Raw genomic sequence first — 18499 nt, forward strand, 5'->3', positions numbered from 1 at the left:
TTGTACCGGGCTTACCCCAAGTGTTGGCCGGTGTAAGTTCCACGCAAGGCTGTCCTGCCAAACTGCCCGGCATCCACAAAGAAAACGCCTTGCGCGGGACAGCCATGCCGGCCAACCCCGCCTGAAACGCACAGGAGACATCATGGCAAAGATTTTCATCGCATTCGTCGTCATTGCCGGCGCGGCACTGTATATGCTGTCAAAGGGTGGCGACATCTCGATGGGCGGCGAGCAGCACGGCGTGGAAACCCACGCGCCGGAGGCTGCGCAAGCACCCGCGCAGAAGTAAAACCCGGCCGGTTCCGCCGCTGCGCGGCGCTGCCTGACGCAATGCAATACAGCCGCCCGGCCCCCAGGCGGCTTTTTTTGTCAACGCAGCGAGTAGAATACCGTTTTACCGAAAAACGGATGATTTCGACTTATGGCAGGTTTTCGCCCCAAGGCTTCCCAACGTCTTTCGCCTGACGCCGAGCGTCTGGTGGCCGATGCGCTTGCGCTCGATGCCTCGGGCAGCCGCATGGAGGATGGCTACTGGGAGCGGCGTCTTTCGCAACGCCTGGGCCGGCTCCTGAAGAACGGCAGCCAGTCCGCGCTCGACGCAGCGCTCGAACACCTGTTCAAGCACAACGCCGACGCCTCCGACGTGCTCGCCGAGCAAGCCGAGACCCTGGCCGAATCGGCTACCGTCGAAATCGACGGCGTCAGCTACGACGCCCTGCTGATCGCCGCGCCCATCCTGGCCCACACCCGCTACGCCATCCCGTCCGGCGCGCTCAAGCCCGAGCTGTCGCAGACGCTGGCTGTGCACATGCAGGCGCATGTGCTGGCGGCCAACACCAAGATGGCGCTGTCACCCTACCTGTACAGCATCGACCAGCTGCCGCGCACGCACAGCGACACCTTTGCCCTGACCTACAAGCTGGTATCGGCCGCCATGGCCGGCACCACGCCCAAGGTCGACCTGCGCGACCTGCCGGAAACCGCGCCGATCCTGGCCGATCCGCGCTACCTGCTGGCCGTGGTGGTGGCACCGCACGAGCAGGCCCTGTTCCGCTGGCAGGAAGACGCCAAGGAGCACCATGCCGAGCGCAGCGTCTGCCTGGAACAATGGCGCACCCAGGTGCAGCCCTCGATCGCGCTGCTGATGCCCGGCTGTGAGTTCGACCTGCTGCTGCCCGACGCCTTTTTCCTGTCCTGCCGCGAATCCGACAAGAGCATCCGCCCGCTGACCGTGCGCGCTGCCGTCAACTACCTGTGCGGCACGCTGGACGTGCCGGCCGGCCAGATGGCGGCCGTGGTGGCGGCATTCGGCGAGGAAGAAGTCGAGGAATACCGTGTGGGCTTCACCATGCGCGGCGAGAAGGATGTGATCTACGGCATCGTCTGGCCGGTGTACGGCCGCGAGTCCGGCGAGATCGATGCCAGCGAGAAAGACAACCCGCTGGAGCAGATCTGCGAAGAACTGCGCAACGCCGGGGTGGAAGACATCTTCCGCCACGCCGCGCTGTTCGACCCCGAGTATTGCGAAGACTGCGGCACGCCGCTTTACGCCGACCGCTCTGGCGAGATCGTCCACGCCGAGTTGCCGGAAGACGCACCCACGCAGCAGCCACTGTTCCACTAAGCTGCCTCGCATCGCCTTGCCTGACCAACGGCCCGCCTTGCGCGGGCCGTTTTTCCTTCAGCCGGCGGGCGCCGGGCTGATGCAGCGCCACAGCGCATGGCCGGAGGCCGCGTACTTGCGCTCGAACGGCGTGATGGCCTCGGCCGGCTGCCACAGCTCGACCTGCGCAGGCCGGCCGACCAGCGCCAGGGCCTGGGCGAACTCGTCGATATAGACCCGCCAGTTGCTGCGGCACTCCAGGTACCGGCCGCACGCAGCCAGCGCCGGGAACACCGCATGCCCCTGCCAGCGCCGCCCCAGGTGGCCGATCTTGGGCCAGGGGTTGGGATACAGCACGTAATGGCGATCCACCGCGATGCGATCCGCCTGCAGCATCCGCCAGACGTCGACCAGGTCCGCGCGCGCCCAGGCAAAATTGGCCGGCATCGGGCCATCCCACCAGTCCTTGCCCCCGGTCAACCGCTTTTCCGACTGGTCCACGCCGATCACGAAGTGCCCGGGGAACGCCGTGGCCAGGCGCAAGGTGCTCTCCCCCACGCCACAGCCAGCGTCCAGGATCAGCGGGGCCGCCCCGGCCTGCTGCCATTGCTGCAACGCAAGATCCAGCGCGCGCCGGCTTGGCTCGCCAATGGGCTTGCGAAAGGGCTCGGCCAGGTGGCGGGCAAGGCGCGCCTCGAGGTGGTCGTGGACATCGGCCTGGGCCGAGGTGATGGTGCGGGAGTTGGCAAACATGGGCGGGATTCTACCCGGCTGCCGAGCGCTGCGGGATCGCCGGGGCTTGCGGTTCTGGCGACGGGCGTGGACGACGGGCGTGGACAAATGCCATCCACTGCTGCGAGCATATGGATATGACGTCGATGTCGCACGCAGATGTCGTTTTGACGGCACAATGCGGGCAACCGGGGTGGACAAGCGGGCGCCCCAAGCGTGTCCCGCCACCCCATCTGAGAACCCGCCGCCGCCATCCCATCCTGGCGGCGGCCCGTACGAGGAGCGCATCCCGATGACCGCCACACGCCGCACACGCCACACCTCCAGCCTCACCGCCATGATGCCGCGCCGCGCGCTGCTGCAAGCCGGTGCCGCGCTCGCGCTCGGCAGTGCCACGCTGATGCTGTTGCCCGCCGGTGCGGCGCAGGCCGAAGACCTGCGCATCGGCTTGTCTGCCGACGTGACCTCGATGGACCCGCAGTGGAACAACTCCGGCCCCAACAACGCCATCGCGCTGCACATCTTCGAGTCGCTGGTGTTCCTCGACAAGAACGCCCGCTACATCCCCGGCCTGGCGCTGTCGTGGAAGCCGGTCAACGCCATCACCTGGGAAATCAAGCTGCGCCCGAACGTGAAATGGCATGACGGCACGCCGTTTACCAGCGAAGACGTCAAGGCCTCGCTCGAACGCCCCGACAAGCTCACCAACAGCCCGGGTTCCTTCACCAGCTACACCAAGCCGATCGCGCGCATCGACACGCCCGACCCGTTGACCGTGCGCCTGACCATGAGCGTGCCGAACTACGCCAACCTGGCCAACGACCTGAACAGCGTGCCGATCATGCCGAAGAAGGTGGCTGCCACGCTGAGCCAGGCGGACTTCGACTCTGGCAAGGCGATGATCGGCACCGGCCCGTTCAAGTTCGTGCGCTTCGCGCGCGGGCAGGAAATCGTGATGGCGAAGAACCCCGACTACTGGGGCCCGAAGGCGGAATGGGATCGCGCGATCTTTCGCATCATCACGGACAACGGCGCGCGCAGCGCGGCGCTGCTGTCCGGCGACGTCGACGTGATCGAAAGCGTGCCGTCCGCGGACGTGGCCAAGCTCAGGCAGAACCCCAAGTTCCGCATCGAGCAGCAGGTTTCGTGGCGCACCATCTTCTGGCAGATGGACCAGTCGCGCGACAACCCGCCCTACGTTACCGACAAGGCCGGCAAGCCGCTGGGAAAGAACCCCTTCAAGGACGCACGCGTGCGTGCCGCCATCAGCCGCGCGCTGAACCGCGACGCCATCGTCAGCCGCATCATGGAAGGCCTGGCCGTGCCGGCCTCGTCGATCGTCTCGCCGCAGATCTTCGGCCACCCCGGCACCAAGCCAGAGGCCTATGACCCCGAAGGCGCCAAGAAGCTGCTGGCCGCGGCGGGCTATCCGGATGGCTTCGGCCTGACGCTGCACGCCACCAACAACCGCTACCTGAACGATGCCGCCGTGGCCCAGGCCACTGCCAGCATGCTCACGCGCATCGGCATCCAGACCAAGGTGGAAACGCTGCCGGTAGCCGCGTACTTCACCCGTGCGCGCCAGGGCGATTTTGCGTTCGAGATGCTGGGCTGGGGTTCGGCGGCGGCCGACGTGGCGCTGCGATCGATCACCGGCACGCCGAACCCCAAGACGGGATACGGCACGTGGAACTGGGGCAAATACAGCAATACCCAGCTCGACCAGCTGATCGAGAAATCGCTGACCACGGTGACCAGCGACAAAGCCCGCGAGGAGAACGCCCGCGCCGCGGCCAGGTTCGCCCTGGCCGACCACGCCATCATCCCCTCGCACAGCCAACTGGCGATGTGGGCCATGCGCAAGGACCTGAGGTACGAGGCGCGCACCGACGAATGGTCGCTGGCGCAGTTCTTCCACAAGCAGTAAGAGCGAGGCAAAGAGGCAGAGAGGCGGCGCTGGGCGTTGCACCCGGCGCCGCCAGCTGCCTCGCGGCTTGAATCAGATCCGCAGGCCGTCTTCCTGGTTTGCGTTCGCCGCCCGCAAACCCTTCACCCAACCCCGTGCCGGCAGCCCGGTCGTATCCTCCAGCACCTTCGCGCGAATCTCCAGCACATCCCACGACACATCGATCGCCGGCCCATTGAAGGCAAGCGCAATGACATTGCCGTCGTGCACTTCGGGGAACACCAGCACGCGGTTATCAAACGCTTCGCAGATCCGCACGATGTTCTTCGGGAAGCTGTCGTGGTCGCCGAACAGGTTGATCGTCATCACGCCCGGCGCCTTGAGCACGCGGCGGCACGCCTTGTAGAACGCCGTGGTGTCAAGCACCGGCCCGCGCGCGGTGGCGTCATACAGGTCCACCTGCAGCACATCCAGCGCGCCGGTGTGCGCGCCATCCATCACGTAATCCCATGCATCCTGCTCCCGCACGGTAAGGCGCTCGTCGTCTTCACGCAGGCCGAACATGCTGCGGCCCGCAATGATCACGGCCGGGTTGAGCTCCACCGCCGTCACGCGCGCGCGGCTGAACTGGCGATGGCAGAACTTGGTGAGCGCGGCGGCACCCAGGCCCAGCTGCGTCACGTGAAACTCCGGCGCCGAGGGCGACAGGAACAACAGCCACGCCATCATCTGCTGCGCGTACTCCAGCTCAATGGCATCGGGCTTGCGCAGGCGCATGGCGCCTTGCACCCATTCGGTGCCGAAATGCAGGTAGCGCACGCCGTCCATCTCGGAGAAAGTCACCGGCGCGAAGCGCGGGGTCATGCGCTTTTCCTCGCGCTGCGCGGCTTGCGCGCCGCGTGTGCCGCGTCCGTCCTCAGGGCTGCGCGCGCCGCGCGCGGGACGGCGCGAGGCCACGGCTTCAATCGATTTGCGTTTGAGAAGAGTCATGGTGGTCAGGAAGAATGCGTGTAGGCGTGCCGCCCACCGGGGCAGCACGTAAGTCGGTTCGGATCGATCCGGGATCAGGCTTTGCCGAGCGCGCCCTGGGCACGCTGCAGCCACTCCCGGTTGTGCTCGCGGGCGTGGCGCGGCCAGTGCTTGCCGTCGTGCACGATCTCCGCGTACAGCGCCTGGGCGCGCTCGCGGTCGGCTGGCTCCCCGCGTACCGTCAACCAGTCGGCAAACAGGCAGCGTGCGGCGGCATCGCTGGCACAGGTCAGCGCCTGCTCGAATGCGGCGCGCGTGCCGGGCGCGTCCGACGCGGCCAGCGCGCGAGCGTACAGCAATGCAGGGTCCGCTTGCTGGCGGGCCTGGGGCTGGGCGGCGAACAAGCGCTCCAGCGCTGCCACGGCAGCGGCATGGCCACCGGTGGCGAACTGCGCGCGCGCCAGCCCCAGCAGCAGCGCCGGGTCAGTGGCGAACGGTCCGCTGGCGGCAGCCTCATAGTGTTCCAGCGCGGCTTTGGGCTCGCCGGCCTCAAGCAAGGCGGCGCCCAGGCGCATGCGGTGATCCACGGTGGGCGCGCGGTCGAACGCGTCGCGCGCCTCGCGCACCGCGCGGTTGGGGTCGACCAACTGGCCGATGGCGCGCTTGGCGGCCCGCGCGCCCCGCGTCTGGCGCAGCCCGGGCAGGTAGATGGCGAAGAAATACACCACGCTGCCCAGGCCCGGGAAGGCGAACAGGATCAGCAGCCAGTACATGTTCTGCTGGGTGCGCACCGCGTGCACGGCGAAGAACACGGCGATGATGACGTGAAAACCAATTCCTAGATACGGCATTGTCTATCTATCCTGCAAAGCGTTGGCCGGCGGACCTTCCACCGGCATGCATGGCCGTGATTGTGACAGATGCGGCCGGGGTGCCCGATGCGGCATGCTACTTGCTACTGTCACAAATGCCTTTTACGGTAAGGCTGTTTTGCGTCCACGTTCTGCGCTTACCTTCCTGGCTTACCTTCCTGGCTTACCTTCTTGACTTACCTGCCGGGATTACCTTACCAAAACCCGGGACACCCCCTCCAACCTGGCCCTCCACGACAAAGGATCCGCAGATATGAGCTACATCCACTTCATCGGTGGTGAAAAAGGCGGCGTCGGCAAATCGCTCGTCGCCCGCCTGCTGGCCCAGCATTTTATCGACCGGAGCATGCCCTTCCTGGGCTTCGACACCGACAAGTCGCACGGCGCCCTGCTGCGCTTCTATGCCGACTTTGCCGCGCCCGCCGTGCTGGACAAGCACGACAGCCTGGACCCCATTATCGAGCACGCCGTGGAAGACCCGCAGCGGCGCATCCTGGTCGACCTCGCGGCCCAGACGCAGCACGCACTCGCAACATGGATGGACGACGCCGACGTGCTGGCGCTGGCCGAAGAGCATGGCCTGACGCTCACCTGGTGGCATGTGATGGATGCAGGCCGCGACTCGGTCGACCTGCTGCGCCAGTGGCTTGACCAGTTCGGCGGCCGCATCAAGCTGGTGCTGGTCCTCAATGAAGTCCGCGGCGACCGCTTCGAGATCCTGGAAGCCTCGGGTGAACGCGCCCGCGCCGAAGCGCTGGGCGCCAGCGTGATGACGCTGCGCCACCTGCCCGATACCACCATGCAGAAGATCGACCAGCAAAGCACCAGCTTCTGGGCCGCAGTGAATCATCCGGATCGCGCCGCCACCGGGCTCGGCATGCTGGAGCGCCAGCGCGTCAAGGTCTGGCTGAACCGGGCTTATGGGGAGATGGCAGCGCTGGCGTTGTGAGTGGATCGGGCACCTTGAGCATCGCATCGATGCACGTCGGAATCAAAGAGTGCTCGACACGCGGGCGGCCGATGCCCTCGACCCGCGATCCGCGATCCGACGTCCAGGCTCAGGCTGCTGTCCGGCTGGCCCGCCAGCGCGAAACTCGGTGCTTAGTTCAGCAGCGCACGCCACAACGCCAGCTTCTGCTCGAAATTGCGCGCCGCATGTGCCGGGCTCGATGAGGGCAGCACGACCGTCTCATAGCCTGCCGCCGCGAACTGCGAGGCGAAACGACCCGACGTACCGCCGTTAAAGCCGACGCGGCGCAACGCAGGCGCCAGCGCCTTGAGCCGTGCGAAATCGTTGGCCTGCGGATAGCGGATATTGGAGTCCAGGCTGCCCTCGCGCACGCAGGCGCCGAGCACGTCCCACACGCCGATGCCATGGGACAGCAGCCGCACCAGCCGATCGGCGTAAGGCAAGTCAGCCAGCGGCTCGCCGGTCAGCGCGCCCAGCAGCGGCCAAAACTGGTTGCGTGGATGCGCGTAATACTGCTGCGCCGCCAGCGACGCCGCCCCGGGAAAGCTGCCCAGCACCAGCACGCGGATGTGCCGATCGATGACCGGTGCGAGGCCTTGCTGTAGATCGGGGGGAAGAAGCGGAGGGGATGCGGGAGATGGGACTGGCATGGGGTGAGTGTACTTGGCCCCGGGGGAGGACAGGACAGGCGCCTGCGCGGCTTGTGTGCGTCAGCTTGATGCCGGCGCCCGCCCTCTGCTCCGCCCCCTTTCCCATAACTGCGCACACATGGGAAAGGGGAGCAAGTGAGCAAACCCGCTACGCTTACGCCAGCAGCTTGTTGACGCGCTGCACGTAGATCGACGGATCTTCGAGCGTGCCGCCCTCGGCCAGCAGGGCCTGGTCGAACAGCACATGCACGCGGTCGCCGAAGGCGTCGTCCGTGGGACCGGCCTCCGCCAGCGCGCGCAGCTTTTTCACCAGCGCGTGGTCGGGGTTCAGCTCCAGGATGGGCTGGGCGTCGGGTGCCTTCTGACCAGCCTGCTTCAGCAGGCGTTGCAGGTAGCCGCTCATGTCGCCTTCATCCGAGACCAGGCAGGAGGCCGACGCGGTCAGGCGCAGCGTGACGCGCACGTCCTTGGCCTTGCCATCCAGCACGGCCTTGGCGCGTTCCAGCACGTCCTTCCAGTCGCCTTCAGCCTTTTCCTGCTCGGCCTTCTCGTCGGCGTCGGCCAGCGCGCCAAGCTCCAGGTCGCCGCGTGCCACCGAGACCAGTTCCTTGCCATCGAACTCGCGCAGGAAGGACAGCATCCATTCGTCCACGCGGTCCGTCAGCAGCAGCACTTCGATGCCCTTCTTGCGGAACACTTCCAGGTGCGGGCTCGACTTGGCGGCGGCCCAGCTATCGGCCGTGACGTAGTAGATCTTGTCCTGGCCTTCCTTCATGCGGCCCACGTAGGCAGCCAGCGCCACGCTCTGCTCGGCGCTGTCCTGATGCGTGGAAGCAAAGCGCACCAGCTTGGCGATGCGCTCCAGGTTGGCGGCGTCTTCGCCCAGGCCTTCCTTGAGCGCCTGGCCGAACTGCTGCCAGAAGGTGGTGTACTTGGCGCGTTCGGCTTCGTCCTCGCTGTCCGCCAGCGTTTCCAGCATCGACAGCACGCGCTTGGTGCAGCCTTCGCGGATGGCCTTCACGTCGCGGCTTTCCTGCAGCAGTTCACGCGACACGTTGAGCGGCAGGTCGGCCGAATCCACCACGCCCTTGACGAAGCGCAGGTAAGCCGGCAGCAGCTGCTCGGCATCGTCCATGATGAAGACGCGCTTCACATAGAGCTTGAGGCCGGCCTTGTGGTTGCGGTCCCACATATCGAACGGCGCGCGCGCCGGCACGTACAGCAGCTGCGTGTATTCGCTGCGGCCTTCGACGCGGTTATGGGTGTAGGCCAGCGGCGCTTCATTGTCGTGCGCGATGTGCTGGTAGAAAGCGGTGTACTGCTCTTCGGTGATGTCCGACTTGGAGCGGGTCCACAGGGCGCTGGCCTGGTTCACGCTCTCCCACTCGCCCGTTTCCTTGTAGGCGCTGGTCTCGGCATCCCAGACTTCCTTGGGCATGCGGATCGGCAGCGAGATGTGGTCGGAATACTTCTGGATGATGCCCTTGATCTTCCAGGCGGAGAGGAAATCGTCCTCGCCTTCGCGCAGGTGCAGCGTGATGGTGGAACCGCGCTCGGCACGATCGATGGCATCGACGGTGAACTCGCCGTCGCCTGCGCTTTCCCAGCGCACGGCTTCGCTGGCGGGCAGGCCGGCGCGGCGCGTTTCCACGGTGACCTTGTCAGCCACGATGAACGCCGAATAGAAGCCCACGCCGAACTGGCCGATCAGGGCAGCATCCTTCTGCTGGTCACCGGAGAGCTGCTGGAAGAATTCCTTGGTGCCCGAGCGGGCGATGGTGCCAAGGTTGCGGATCGCCTCGTCGCGGCTCATGCCGATGCCGTTGTCGGTGATCTTCAGCGTGCGGGCCTTGGCGTCGGCCTCGATGCGGATCGCCAGGTCGGCGTCGTTCTCGAGCAGGGCCGGGTTGGCAATCGCCTCGAAGCGCAGCTTGTCAGTGGCGTCGGAAGCATTCGAAACCAGCTCGCGCAGGAAAATTTCCTTGTTGCTGTACAGCGAGTGGATCATCAGGTGCAGCAGTTGCTTCACTTCCGCCTGGAAGCTCATCGTCTCGTGCGGTGCGGTCATGGTTCTCCTCTTAACAATCTTGGCTAACTTGGCTGATTTGGGAATCTAGGCAATGTGGCGGGCCGGCGCCCCGGGAGGGAGGCTGCGGGCCGGCGTCAGGCCGGTGACCCGAAACATAAGGGCATCCGACCGGTTTTCAAGACATGACCCGGTCAGGCACCGCTTAGGCCCCCGGTTAGCGCCGCTCCAGCTGGCGCGCCAGGAAAGCCAGCATGGCAGGGTCCTGGCTGCTGGCCACATTGAAGCGCATCCAGCCGGACGGCATCTGCGACGGCGAGAACAAGCTGCCGGGGGCGAACAGGTAGCCCTCCTCATGCCCGGCGACGGCAATGGCGTTGGTATCGCGCCCGGTGTCCGCCCACAGGTACATGCCGGCGTGCTGGCCCGGAAAGAGCGACAGGCCCATCCGCTCGATGGTGCGCCGGGTCTCGTCGCGCGCCCGGTCGAGCCGGTTGCGCACGCGCTCCACGTGCTTGCGGTAGTGGCCTTCGGTCAGCACCTTGTACAGCACGCGCTCGTTGATCTCCGGCGACGCCAGGCCCGCCAGCAGCTTGCTGTCGGTCAGGCTGGCGACCAGTTCCGGATGGGCGGCGATAAAGCCCACGCGCAGGTTGGCGGCCAGCGTCTTGGAAAAACTGCCCAGGTAGATCACCCGGCGCAACTGGTCCAGGCTGGCCAGCCTGGTGGCGGAGTGACCCGGGGGGCACAGGTCGCAATAGATGTCGTCCTCGACGATCAGCAGGTCGTACTGCTCGGCGAGGCGCAGCAGCTGGAAGGCCTTGGCGGCCGACAGCGAGGTGCCAGTGGGGTTGTGCAGCACCGAGTTGATCACCATCAGGCGTGGGCGGCGCGCCTGCAGGATGCGCTCCAGCGCCTCCAGGTCCGGGCCCTCGGCGGTGTAGGGCATGCCGATCAGCTGCGCGCCCTGGGCGGCGAAGCGGCCGAACATGACGAACCACGCCGGGTCGCCCACCAGCACGGCGTCGCCGGGGCGCAGGTAGAGCCGGGCGATCAGGTCGAGCGCCTGGGTGATGCCGGAGGTGAGCACGATCTGCTCGGGGGTGGCGCCGATCTCCAGTTCGGCCAGGCGGTTGCGCAGTTGCTGGCGCAGCGGCAGGAAGCCCTGCGGCGTGCCGCTGGCCAGGAAGTGGCTGCCCGGCTGGCGCCCCAGGCCGCGCAGCGCGCTGGCGATCAGGTCGCCGTCGAGCCAGTCGTTGGGCAGGAAGCCCATTCCAGGCGACTTGTGCGGCTCGGTCGAGTGGAACATGCTGCGCAGCAGCCAGGTCACGTCGATGTTGCGCGCGCCGGTCGAAACCGGGGCCACCGCCGCCACTTGCGGCGTGCGCTCGCGCACATAGAAGCCCGAGCCGCGGCGGGATTCGAGATAGCCCAGCGCCACCAGCCGCTCATAGGCCTCGACCACGGTGAAGCGCGAGATGCCCTTTTCCTGCGCGAGCTGGCGGATCGAGGGCATGCGCATGCCGGCGCGGAAGACCCGCTCGTCGATGCGCAGCCGCGCCCACTCGGTCAACTGCTCCACCAGCGTCATCTGCGCCGAGGGCACCGGGTCGGGCATGCGCTCGGTGGGGGGCGGCATGACCAGGCGCAATGAGCGCACCTGCTCGTCAGCCTGTTTGCCAGCCTGTTTGCCAGCCTGTTCGCCAGCGTGGAACGCCGCGCCCTCCTGCTTGCCTGCCGCGGCTCCTTTATCCTTGAGCCCTGGCGCAACCGGTTCCCTGCTGTTCATGCCCTGCTCCCACCACTGTACTGAGAATGTTCTGCATAACTGTATCGGTACTGTACCGACAACCTTGTCTACCATCAACACACAATGACCATTGCCCTCGACCATCTCGTGATCGCCGCGCCCACGCTTGAAGCGGGGGCGCAGCATGTCGCCGACGCGCTCGGCGTGACGCCCCAGCCGGGCGGCGCGCACCCTGGCATGGGCACCCACAATTGCCTGCTCGGCCTGTTCGGCGGCATCTACCTGGAAGTCATCGCCATCGACCCCGAGGCACCCGCCCCGACGCGGCCGCGCTGGTTCGGCCTGGACACCGAGGCAGTGCAGACCCGCCTGCGCCATGGTCCCTTCCTGATGCACTGGGTCGCGCGGGTGGAACGCCCCACCGACCTGTCCCTGTGGCAGGCGCAGTACCCCACGCGTATCGCGCCGGTCATCCCGATGACCCGTGGCGACCTGCGCTGGCGCATCAGCGTGCCGGAAGACGGCAGCCTGCCCGCGTGGCCGGCTGACGATGCACAGGCTACGGACGGCGCGGCGACGCCGGGCGATGGCGTCCTCCCCACGCTGATCCAGTGGGATGTATCGACCCATCCGTCGTCCCGGCTGCCGAACCAGGGCCTGGCGCTGCGCTCGCTGCGGGCGCGCCACCCGCAGGCCGCACGGCTGGCCGAGGCCTTGCAATGGCTGGGCGGCACCCAGTTCGTCCCCGAAGCATCCACGCTCGCGGAACTAAGCGCGGAGATAGAAACGCCCGATGGCGTGCGTACGCTGCGCTGAAGCTAGCGCCGCCTGCCGCGCGCCGCAAGACACAAAAGAAGCTGCAACCACAAGAACAACCGCCAAGGAGACCCTTTGATGTCCGCCACCCGCAAACGCTTCGACGACGACGCCTATCTCGGCAGCTGCACCGCCACCGTGGTAGCCGTGCACGCTGAAGGCATCGAGCTCGACCAGACCGTGTGCTACGCGCGCAGCGGCGGCCAGGCGGGCGATACCGGCACACTCAAGCTGGCCAACGGCGCGGCCATCGAATTGCTGGAAACCGTGTACGCACCGGACCGCAGCCATATCCTGCACGTGCCGGCGCCGGGTACCGCGCTGCCGGAGCCGGGCGACATCGTGGCCGTCACGATCGACTGGGAGCGCCGCCACCGGCTGATGCGGCTGCATACCTGCCTGCACCTGCTGGGCTCGCTGATCCCGGTGCCAGTGACCGGCTGCGGCATCTCGCCCGACTCGGCGCGCATCGACTTCGACCTGCCGGAATCCACGCTCGACAAGGCTGTGCTCACCGAGCAGCTCAATGCGCTGATCGGCGCCGACAGCCGCGTGCAGGTGGAGCGCATCACGGCCGAGCAACTCGCCGAGCAGCCCGAGCTGGTGCGCACGGTGGGCGCGGCGCCGCCTGCTGGCAGCGGCGTCATCCGCATCATCGACATCCCCGGCGTGGACCGCCAGCCTTGCGGCGGCACCCATGTGGCGGCCACCGGCGAGATCGGCGCCGTGCTGGTGACCAAGATCGAGAAGAAGAGCCGCACCAACCGCCGCGTGGTCGTGCAGTTCGCTGCGTGAGAGCGGCAGGACCATAGATGGACCCCGCTCTGCTCACCGGGCTGTCGGCCGCCCAGTTCGCCGCGCTGCTGTCGCTGATGGCGGTCGGCGCCTTCACGCCCGGCCCCAACACGACCATTGCCGCGGTCACCGGCGCCAACTTCGGCCTGCGCGCCACGCTGCCGCATTGCGTGGGCGTAGCGTTCGGCTTTGCCAGCATCCTGGCGCTGTGCGCGGCGGGCGTGGGCGCGCTGATCCTGGCCAGCCCGGCGCTAGCGCTGCTGGTGCATGCCGCCGGCGTGCTCTACCTGCTGTGGCTGGCGCTCAAACTGGCGCGCAGCACCGCGCTGTCGGACAAGCAGGTGCTGCGCCCGCTGTCGGTGTGGCAGTCGGCCGTGCTGCAGTACGCCAATATCAAGGCGTGGATGCTGGCGCTGGCGACGGCCGCCTCGTATATGGCGGGCGCGCAGTCGCCAGTGCATCGGGCCTTGCTGGTGTGCGCGGTGTTCGCCGTGTTCGGCTTTGTCAGCAATGGCGTGTACGGCGTGATTGGCGCCACGCTGCGGCAATGGCTGCAGGTAGGCCACCGCATCCGCTGGTTCAACCGCGCAATGGGCCTGGCGCTGGCACTCACGGCGCTGTGGATTGCGCTGGCCGGCCGGCCCACCCTGCACTGACTCAAACTCGAACGCCATGGCTGCCAAACCCACCTCTGTCCAACCCATCGCTAGCGCCCCTGCCGACACCCACAGCGGCGGCATGCTGCTTGGCTTTGTCGGCGTCGCCGTGTTCAGCCAGACCTTGCCCTTCACGCGCATGGCGGTGGCCGAGCTGGACGCCACCTTCGTCGCGCTCGGCCGTGCCGTGGTGGCGGCGCTGCTGGCGCTGGTGCTGCTGTGGCAGCGCGGCGCCTTCGCCCGCGCGCGCCGCCCCCGGGGCGGCCAGTGGTGGCGCCTGGGGGTGACCTCGCTGGGCGTCGTGGTGGGCTTTCCGCTGTTTTCCTCGCTGGCCATGCGTGAAGTGCCGGCCGGCCACGGCGCCATCATCACCGGCCTGCTGCCGCTGGCCACGGCGGTCTTCGCCGCGTGGTTCGGCCGCGAGCGGCCATCGCCGGCGTTCTGGCTGTCGGCGGCCGCCGGCAGTGCGCTGGTGGTCGCCTTTGCCCTGTGGCAGGGCGCCGGCGGGTTGCAGCATGCCGACTGGCTGCTGTTCGCGGCGATGGTGCTGGGCGCGCTGGGCTATGCCGAGGGCGGCAAGCTGTCGCGCGAGCTCGGTGGGCTGGAAACCATCAGCTGGGCGCTGGCCGTGGCACTGCCGCTGCTGCTGCCGGTGGTGGCGTGGCTTGGGCTTGCGCATGCCGGCCAGATCGCAGCCGCCTCGCCGCGCGCCTGGCTTGGCATGGGCTATGTTTCCGTATTCTCGATGTTCATCGGCTTCCTGTTCTGGTACGCCGGGCTCGCAAAAGGCGGCGTGGCGCGCGTCGGACAGATACAATTGCTGCAGCCGTTCCTCACGCTGGCGGGCGGCGCCCTGCTGCTGGCCGAGCCGCTCGATGCCGTCACCCTGGCGTTTGCGGTGGCGGTGATCGGCGTGGTGGCCCTGGGCCGCCGTACCGCCGTGCGCAGCGCGCCCGCGAGTCCCATGCCCGCGCGCGCCGTCGAAGAACCCCACCCTGCCCCTACGGCACGATCCCTCTGACTGGAGACCCTATGTCCGTTCACGACACCCTTGCCCGCCTTGGCATCGCACTGCCCACCGCTGGCGCACCGGCCGCCGCCTACGTCATGGCCGCGCAAACCGGCAACACCGTATTCCTTTCGGGCCACATTGCCCGCAAGGATGGCAAACCCTGGGTAGGCAAGCTGGGCAAGGACCTGGGCACCGAAGACGGCAAGGTTGCCGCGCGCGGCATCGCCGTGGACCTGCTCGCCACGCTGAACACCCACCTGGGCGGCGACCTGGACCGCGTCACCCGCATCGTCAAGGTGATGAGCCTGGTCAATTCCACGGAAGACTTCACCGAGCAGCACCTGGTGACCAACGGCGCCTCGGAGTTGCTGGCGGAAGTCTTCGGCGAGGCCGGCAAGCATGCCCGCAGCGCCTTTGGCGTAGCGCAGATCCCGCTGGGCGCCTGCGTCGAGATCGAGATGATCGTCGAAGTGAAGTAAGCCTGCGTCACGCTAGAAGGCAGAGCAAAGTGAATTGAAGTAGGGCCAGGGACCGGGGGATACCCCCCGCCCTGCGCCCGACCAACTGAAGGCACCTCCCACCCATGCGCATCGACAACCTGCCTTTCGGCACCACCGACTGGTCTGACATCACCCCGACCCGCCACCCCGGCGACGCCGGGGAAGCCCTCTGGCGCACCCGCCAGTTCGGCGACATCCGCGTTCGCATGGTGGAGTATTCTGCCGGGTATCTCGCCGATCACTGGTGCACCAAAGGGCACATCCTTTTTGTGCTGGAAGGCGAGTTGCATACCGAGCTGGAAGACGGCCGGCATTTCGTGCTCCGCGCGGGCACGAGCTACCAGGTCGCCGACCAGGCCGAGCCGCACCGTTCGTCCACCCCGACCGGGGCGCGGCTTTTTATCGTTGACTGAGTCGAGCCAACCCGACTCCCCACACACCAAGAGAACATCATGAACTGGGCCATCTCCCGCCGGGCGCAACAGCTGACCAGCTCGGCCATCCGCGAAATCCTGAAAGTGACCGAGCGTCCGGAAGTTATTTCCTTCGCGGGCGGCCTGCCGTCGCCGGCCACCTTCCCGGTAGCGGCCATGGAACAAGCGGTGGCCCGGATCTTCGCCGACAACCCGCAAGCCGCCCTGCAGTACGCCGCCACCGAAGGCTACATGCCGCTGCGCGAATTCATCGCCAAGCGCCATAACGTGGACGTGGAGCGCGTGCTGATCACCACCGGCTCGCAGCAGGCGCTGGACCTGATCGCCAAGGTGATGATCGACCCGGGCAGCCCGGTGCTGGTGGAAACGCCCAGCTACCTCGGCGCGCTGCAAGCCTTCTCGCTGTTCGAGCCCGAATTCGTCTCGGTGCCGGGCGACGACAAGAGCCTGCTGCCGGAATCGCTCACGCCCGAGCTGACCGCCGGCGCGCGCTTCCTCTACGCCCTGCCCAACTTCCAGAACCCCACCGGACGGCGCATGCCGCTGGAGCGCCGCCAGGCCCTGGTGGCCCGCGCCCGCGAGCTCGGCGTGCTGCTGGTCGAGGACGATCCCTACGGCGAACTGAGCTATAGCGGCGACCAATTGCCGAGCCTGCTGTCGATGAACCCCGACGGCGTGATCTACATGGGCTCGTTCTCCAAGATCCTGGCCCCCGGCCTGCGCCTGGGCTTCGTGATCGCCCCGCCCGAGCTGCACTTCAAGCTGTGCCAGGCCAAGCAGGCGTCGGACCTGCATACGCCCAGCTTCACCCAGCGCCTTGCCTATGAAGTGGTGCGCGATGGCCTGCTGGACTCGCATATCCCCACCATCCGCACGCTCTACGCGGCGCAGTGCCAGGCCATGCTGGATTCGCTCGCGCGCCACATGCCGGAAGGCGTAACCTGGAACGCGCCAGAGGGCGGCATGTTCATCTGGATGGAGCTGCCCGAAGGCCTGGACAGCATGGAGATCCTGCAAGAAGCGGTCAACCGCAATGTGGCCTATGTGCCGGGCGCGCCGTTCTACGCCAGCAACCCGCGCCGCAATGCGCTGCGCCTGGCCTTTGTCACGGTGGCGCCGGAGCGCATCGAGCAAGGCGTGGCCATCCTCGGCACGCTGTTCCGCGAAGCCATCGCCAGGCACGCGCCGCAAGCCAAGGCGGCCTGAGCGTCGCTTGAGCGACACGCGTGGCACGGATACGTTTCCTGGCTGATACCGGGCTGGCGGGCTTCATGGCAAGATAACGGCCATCGCCTGTCAGTCCGGGCCGTGAACGCGCAGGCATTGCGCATGCGCGGCCCACGCCTTAAGGAGAAGGTCTTCGTGCTGCGTATCTGGGGTCGACTCTCATCGATCAACGTGCAGAAAGTGGTCTGGTGCGCGCGCGAGCTGCACCTGGATCACGAACGCATCGACATTGGCGTCAGCGAGGGCGACCTCGATACCGAGGCCTATGTCCGGCTCAACCCCGACCGCAGCATCCCGGTGATCGAGGATTTCCGCGGCACCGACGTGGGCGGCGAGCCCTTTGTGCTGTGGGAATCCAATGCCATCGTGCGCTACCTTTGCGCGCACGACGGCGAGGACACCCTGTGGCCCGGCAACGTCAAGGCGCGCGCGCAGGCCGACCGCTGGATGGACTGGCAAACCAACGCCTTCAGCCCGGCCATGGTCGACGCATTCCGCCATCTGGTGCGGCTGCCCGCCGAGCAGCGCGACCCCGACCTGATCGCCCGCTCCCTGGAGCGCACCGAACCGCTCGCGGCCCGGCTCGACGAAGCCCTGGCGCAGCGTGAATTCATCTGCGGCGACCGCTTCACCATGGCCGACATCCCGGTTGCCTGCGCCGCCCACCGCTGGCTGGGCCTGCCGGTCACACACCAGCCCCGCCCGCACCTTGAGCGCTGGGCAGCGGCCATGCGTGCACGGCCTGCCGCCCGCAGCATCCTGACGCTGCCGCTGGTCTGAGCCGCCTCCTTATTTGCTGATTTATTTGCTGTTGCGCCCGCCCGACACCGCGGCAAGCAGCCCCAGCCCGATCAGCGCGCCGCCCGTCAGGTAGCGGCCCACGGCCTGCGCGCCCCTGGCGCGCGCGAGCAGGGGCAACAACGCCGCCGCGGCCAGCACATAGCAGCAATCGGTGGTGGCGGCGATCAGGACGAAGGTGCCGCCCAGGGCCACGCTCTGTGGCAACGCCGCGATGGCGGGGTCCATGAACTGCGGCAGGAAGGCAGCGAAGAACAATGTGGTCTTGGGGTTGAACAAGGCCACCACAAAGCCATCGCGAAACACCCGCCGCAGCCCGGCGCTGCCAGCAGCCGGGTCCGCCTGCGCAGCAGCGGCCGGTCGCGCGCGCAGCGCGCGCACCCCCAGGTAGACCAGGTAGGCCGCGCCGGCGTACTTCATCACGGCAAAGGCCAGCGACGACACCGCGAACAGCGCCGCCAGGCCCAGCGCGGCCGCCAGCACATTGACCAGGTTGCCCAGCACCACGGCCGTCACCGAAGCCAGGCCGGCAAGCCGGCCTAGCGACAGCGTGCGCGCGACGATGTAGATCACCGCCGGCCCCGGCGTCACCGCAAGCAACAGGCTGGACAGCAGGAAAGCGGCAAGCACGTGACCGCCGGGAAGGATGGGCAGCATGGCAATGCTCCTTCGGAAACAGGGAACGAGGCACAGGGAACGAGGAACGCCACCTTTCATGCCGGACCGGTCGGCTTATCGGCAGCGCCAAGGCGCAAAAGGACGACCGGCACATTCTGCCACCAC

Annotated in this window: 19 protein-coding genes; 12 read left to right on the forward strand and 7 right to left on the reverse strand. The window is 67.3% G+C overall.

The window, feature by feature from the left end; translation table 11 throughout:
* Window positions 1–142: 142 nt before the first annotated feature.
* On the forward strand, window positions 143–289 hold the full coding sequence (locus tag ACX12D_RS13425; protein ID WP_170301880.1) for a hypothetical protein: 147 nt from the start codon (window positions 143–145) through the stop codon (window positions 287–289).
* 132 nt (window positions 290–421) lie between these two features.
* Entirely contained in the window at window positions 422–1624 is a 1203-nt protein-coding gene (locus ACX12D_RS13430; RefSeq protein WP_150986348.1) for a DUF2863 family protein, read from the forward strand.
* Window positions 1625–1681: 57 nt separating this feature from the next.
* On the opposite strand, the gene trmB is transcribed toward ACX12D_RS13430, so the two are convergent.
* A complete protein-coding gene (gene trmB, locus ACX12D_RS13435; RefSeq protein ID WP_459371463.1) occupies window positions 1682–2356 on the reverse strand; it encodes a tRNA (guanine(46)-N(7))-methyltransferase TrmB in 675 nt (224 codons plus the stop codon).
* 271 nt (window positions 2357–2627) lie between these two features.
* Here trmB and ACX12D_RS13440 point away from each other — a divergent pair, with 271 nt between their 5' ends.
* On the forward strand, window positions 2628–4262 hold the full coding sequence (locus tag ACX12D_RS13440) for an ABC transporter substrate-binding protein (protein ID WP_459371464.1): 1635 nt from the start codon (window positions 2628–2630) through the stop codon (window positions 4260–4262).
* A 72-nt stretch (window positions 4263–4334) separates the two neighbouring features.
* On the opposite strand, the gene ACX12D_RS13445 is transcribed toward ACX12D_RS13440, so the two are convergent.
* Together ACX12D_RS13445 and ACX12D_RS13450 are read right to left on the reverse strand one after the other, a co-directional pair.
* Window positions 4335–5231, reverse strand: coding sequence for a class I SAM-dependent methyltransferase (locus ACX12D_RS13445; RefSeq protein WP_459371465.1), 897 nt, complete (start codon window positions 5229–5231; stop codon window positions 4335–4337).
* Between the two features lie 74 nt (window positions 5232–5305).
* Window positions 5306–6061, reverse strand: coding sequence for a tetratricopeptide repeat protein (locus ACX12D_RS13450; protein ID WP_459371466.1), 756 nt, complete (start codon window positions 6059–6061; stop codon window positions 5306–5308).
* 274 nt (window positions 6062–6335) lie between these two features.
* Between ACX12D_RS13450 and ACX12D_RS13455 the strand changes: the two genes are divergently transcribed.
* Window positions 6336–7031: a P-loop NTPase family protein gene (locus tag ACX12D_RS13455; protein ID WP_459371467.1), complete on the forward strand. Its 696-nt coding sequence runs from the start codon at window positions 6336–6338 to the stop codon at window positions 7029–7031.
* A 152-nt stretch (window positions 7032–7183) separates the two neighbouring features.
* On the opposite strand, the gene ACX12D_RS13460 is transcribed toward ACX12D_RS13455, so the two are convergent.
* From ACX12D_RS13460 to ACX12D_RS13470, 3 genes are all read right to left on the reverse strand, one after another.
* Window positions 7184–7702 carry a DNA-deoxyinosine glycosylase gene (locus ACX12D_RS13460; protein ID WP_459371468.1) on the reverse strand — a complete coding sequence of 173 codons (519 nt, stop codon included), beginning with the start codon at window positions 7700–7702 and terminating at the stop codon, window positions 7184–7186.
* Between the two features lie 154 nt (window positions 7703–7856).
* Window positions 7857–9770 (reverse strand): molecular chaperone HtpG, encoded by a 1914-nt coding sequence (htpG, locus tag ACX12D_RS13465; protein ID WP_459371469.1) that lies wholly within the window; start codon window positions 9768–9770, stop codon window positions 7857–7859.
* A 175-nt stretch (window positions 9771–9945) separates the two neighbouring features.
* Window positions 9946–11367, reverse strand: coding sequence for an aminotransferase-like domain-containing protein (locus ACX12D_RS13470; protein ID WP_459374018.1), 1422 nt, complete (start codon window positions 11365–11367; stop codon window positions 9946–9948).
* 234 nt (window positions 11368–11601) lie between these two features.
* On the opposite strand from ACX12D_RS13470, the gene ACX12D_RS13475 reads away from it, so the two are divergent.
* The 8 genes from ACX12D_RS13475 to ACX12D_RS13510 all read left to right on the forward strand — a co-directional run bounded on the left by ACX12D_RS13475 (window position 11602) and on the right by ACX12D_RS13510 (window position 17698).
* Window positions 11602–12294 carry a VOC family protein gene (locus tag ACX12D_RS13475; RefSeq protein ID WP_459371470.1) on the forward strand — a complete coding sequence of 231 codons (693 nt, stop codon included), beginning with the start codon at window positions 11602–11604 and terminating at the stop codon, window positions 12292–12294.
* Window positions 12295–12372: 78 nt separating this feature from the next.
* Window positions 12373–13089, forward strand: a complete 717-nt coding sequence (locus tag ACX12D_RS13480) for an alanyl-tRNA editing protein (protein ID WP_459371471.1) — start codon at window positions 12373–12375, stop codon at window positions 13087–13089.
* A gap of 17 nt (window positions 13090–13106) precedes the next feature.
* The gene (locus ACX12D_RS13485) at window positions 13107–13745 is read left to right on the forward strand and encodes a LysE family translocator (RefSeq protein ID WP_459371472.1); all 639 of its coding nucleotides are present in this window, start codon (window positions 13107–13109) and stop codon (window positions 13743–13745) included.
* An 82-nt stretch (window positions 13746–13827) separates the two neighbouring features.
* Entirely contained in the window at window positions 13828–14766 is a 939-nt protein-coding gene (locus ACX12D_RS13490; protein WP_459374019.1) for a DMT family transporter, read from the forward strand.
* A gap of 11 nt (window positions 14767–14777) precedes the next feature.
* On the forward strand, window positions 14778–15236 hold the full coding sequence (locus ACX12D_RS13495; protein ID WP_035873879.1) for a RidA family protein: 459 nt from the start codon (window positions 14778–14780) through the stop codon (window positions 15234–15236).
* A gap of 104 nt (window positions 15237–15340) precedes the next feature.
* The gene (locus tag ACX12D_RS13500) at window positions 15341–15670 is read left to right on the forward strand and encodes a DHCW motif cupin fold protein (RefSeq protein WP_441635037.1); all 330 of its coding nucleotides are present in this window, start codon (window positions 15341–15343) and stop codon (window positions 15668–15670) included.
* Between the two features lie 39 nt (window positions 15671–15709).
* A complete protein-coding gene (locus tag ACX12D_RS13505; protein WP_459371473.1) occupies window positions 15710–16897 on the forward strand; it encodes an aminotransferase-like domain-containing protein in 1188 nt (395 codons plus the stop codon).
* Between the two features lie 156 nt (window positions 16898–17053).
* A complete protein-coding gene (locus ACX12D_RS13510) occupies window positions 17054–17698 on the forward strand; it encodes a glutathione S-transferase family protein (protein ID WP_459374020.1) in 645 nt (214 codons plus the stop codon).
* Between the two features lie 21 nt (window positions 17699–17719).
* Here ACX12D_RS13510 and ACX12D_RS13515 read toward each other — a convergent pair whose 3' ends face one another.
* The gene (locus ACX12D_RS13515; RefSeq protein WP_459371474.1) at window positions 17720–18373 is read right to left on the reverse strand and encodes a LysE family translocator; all 654 of its coding nucleotides are present in this window, start codon (window positions 18371–18373) and stop codon (window positions 17720–17722) included.
* Window positions 18374–18499: the final 126 nt, after the last annotated feature.

It is taken from the genome of Cupriavidus sp. PET2-C1, from assembly GCF_054515855.1.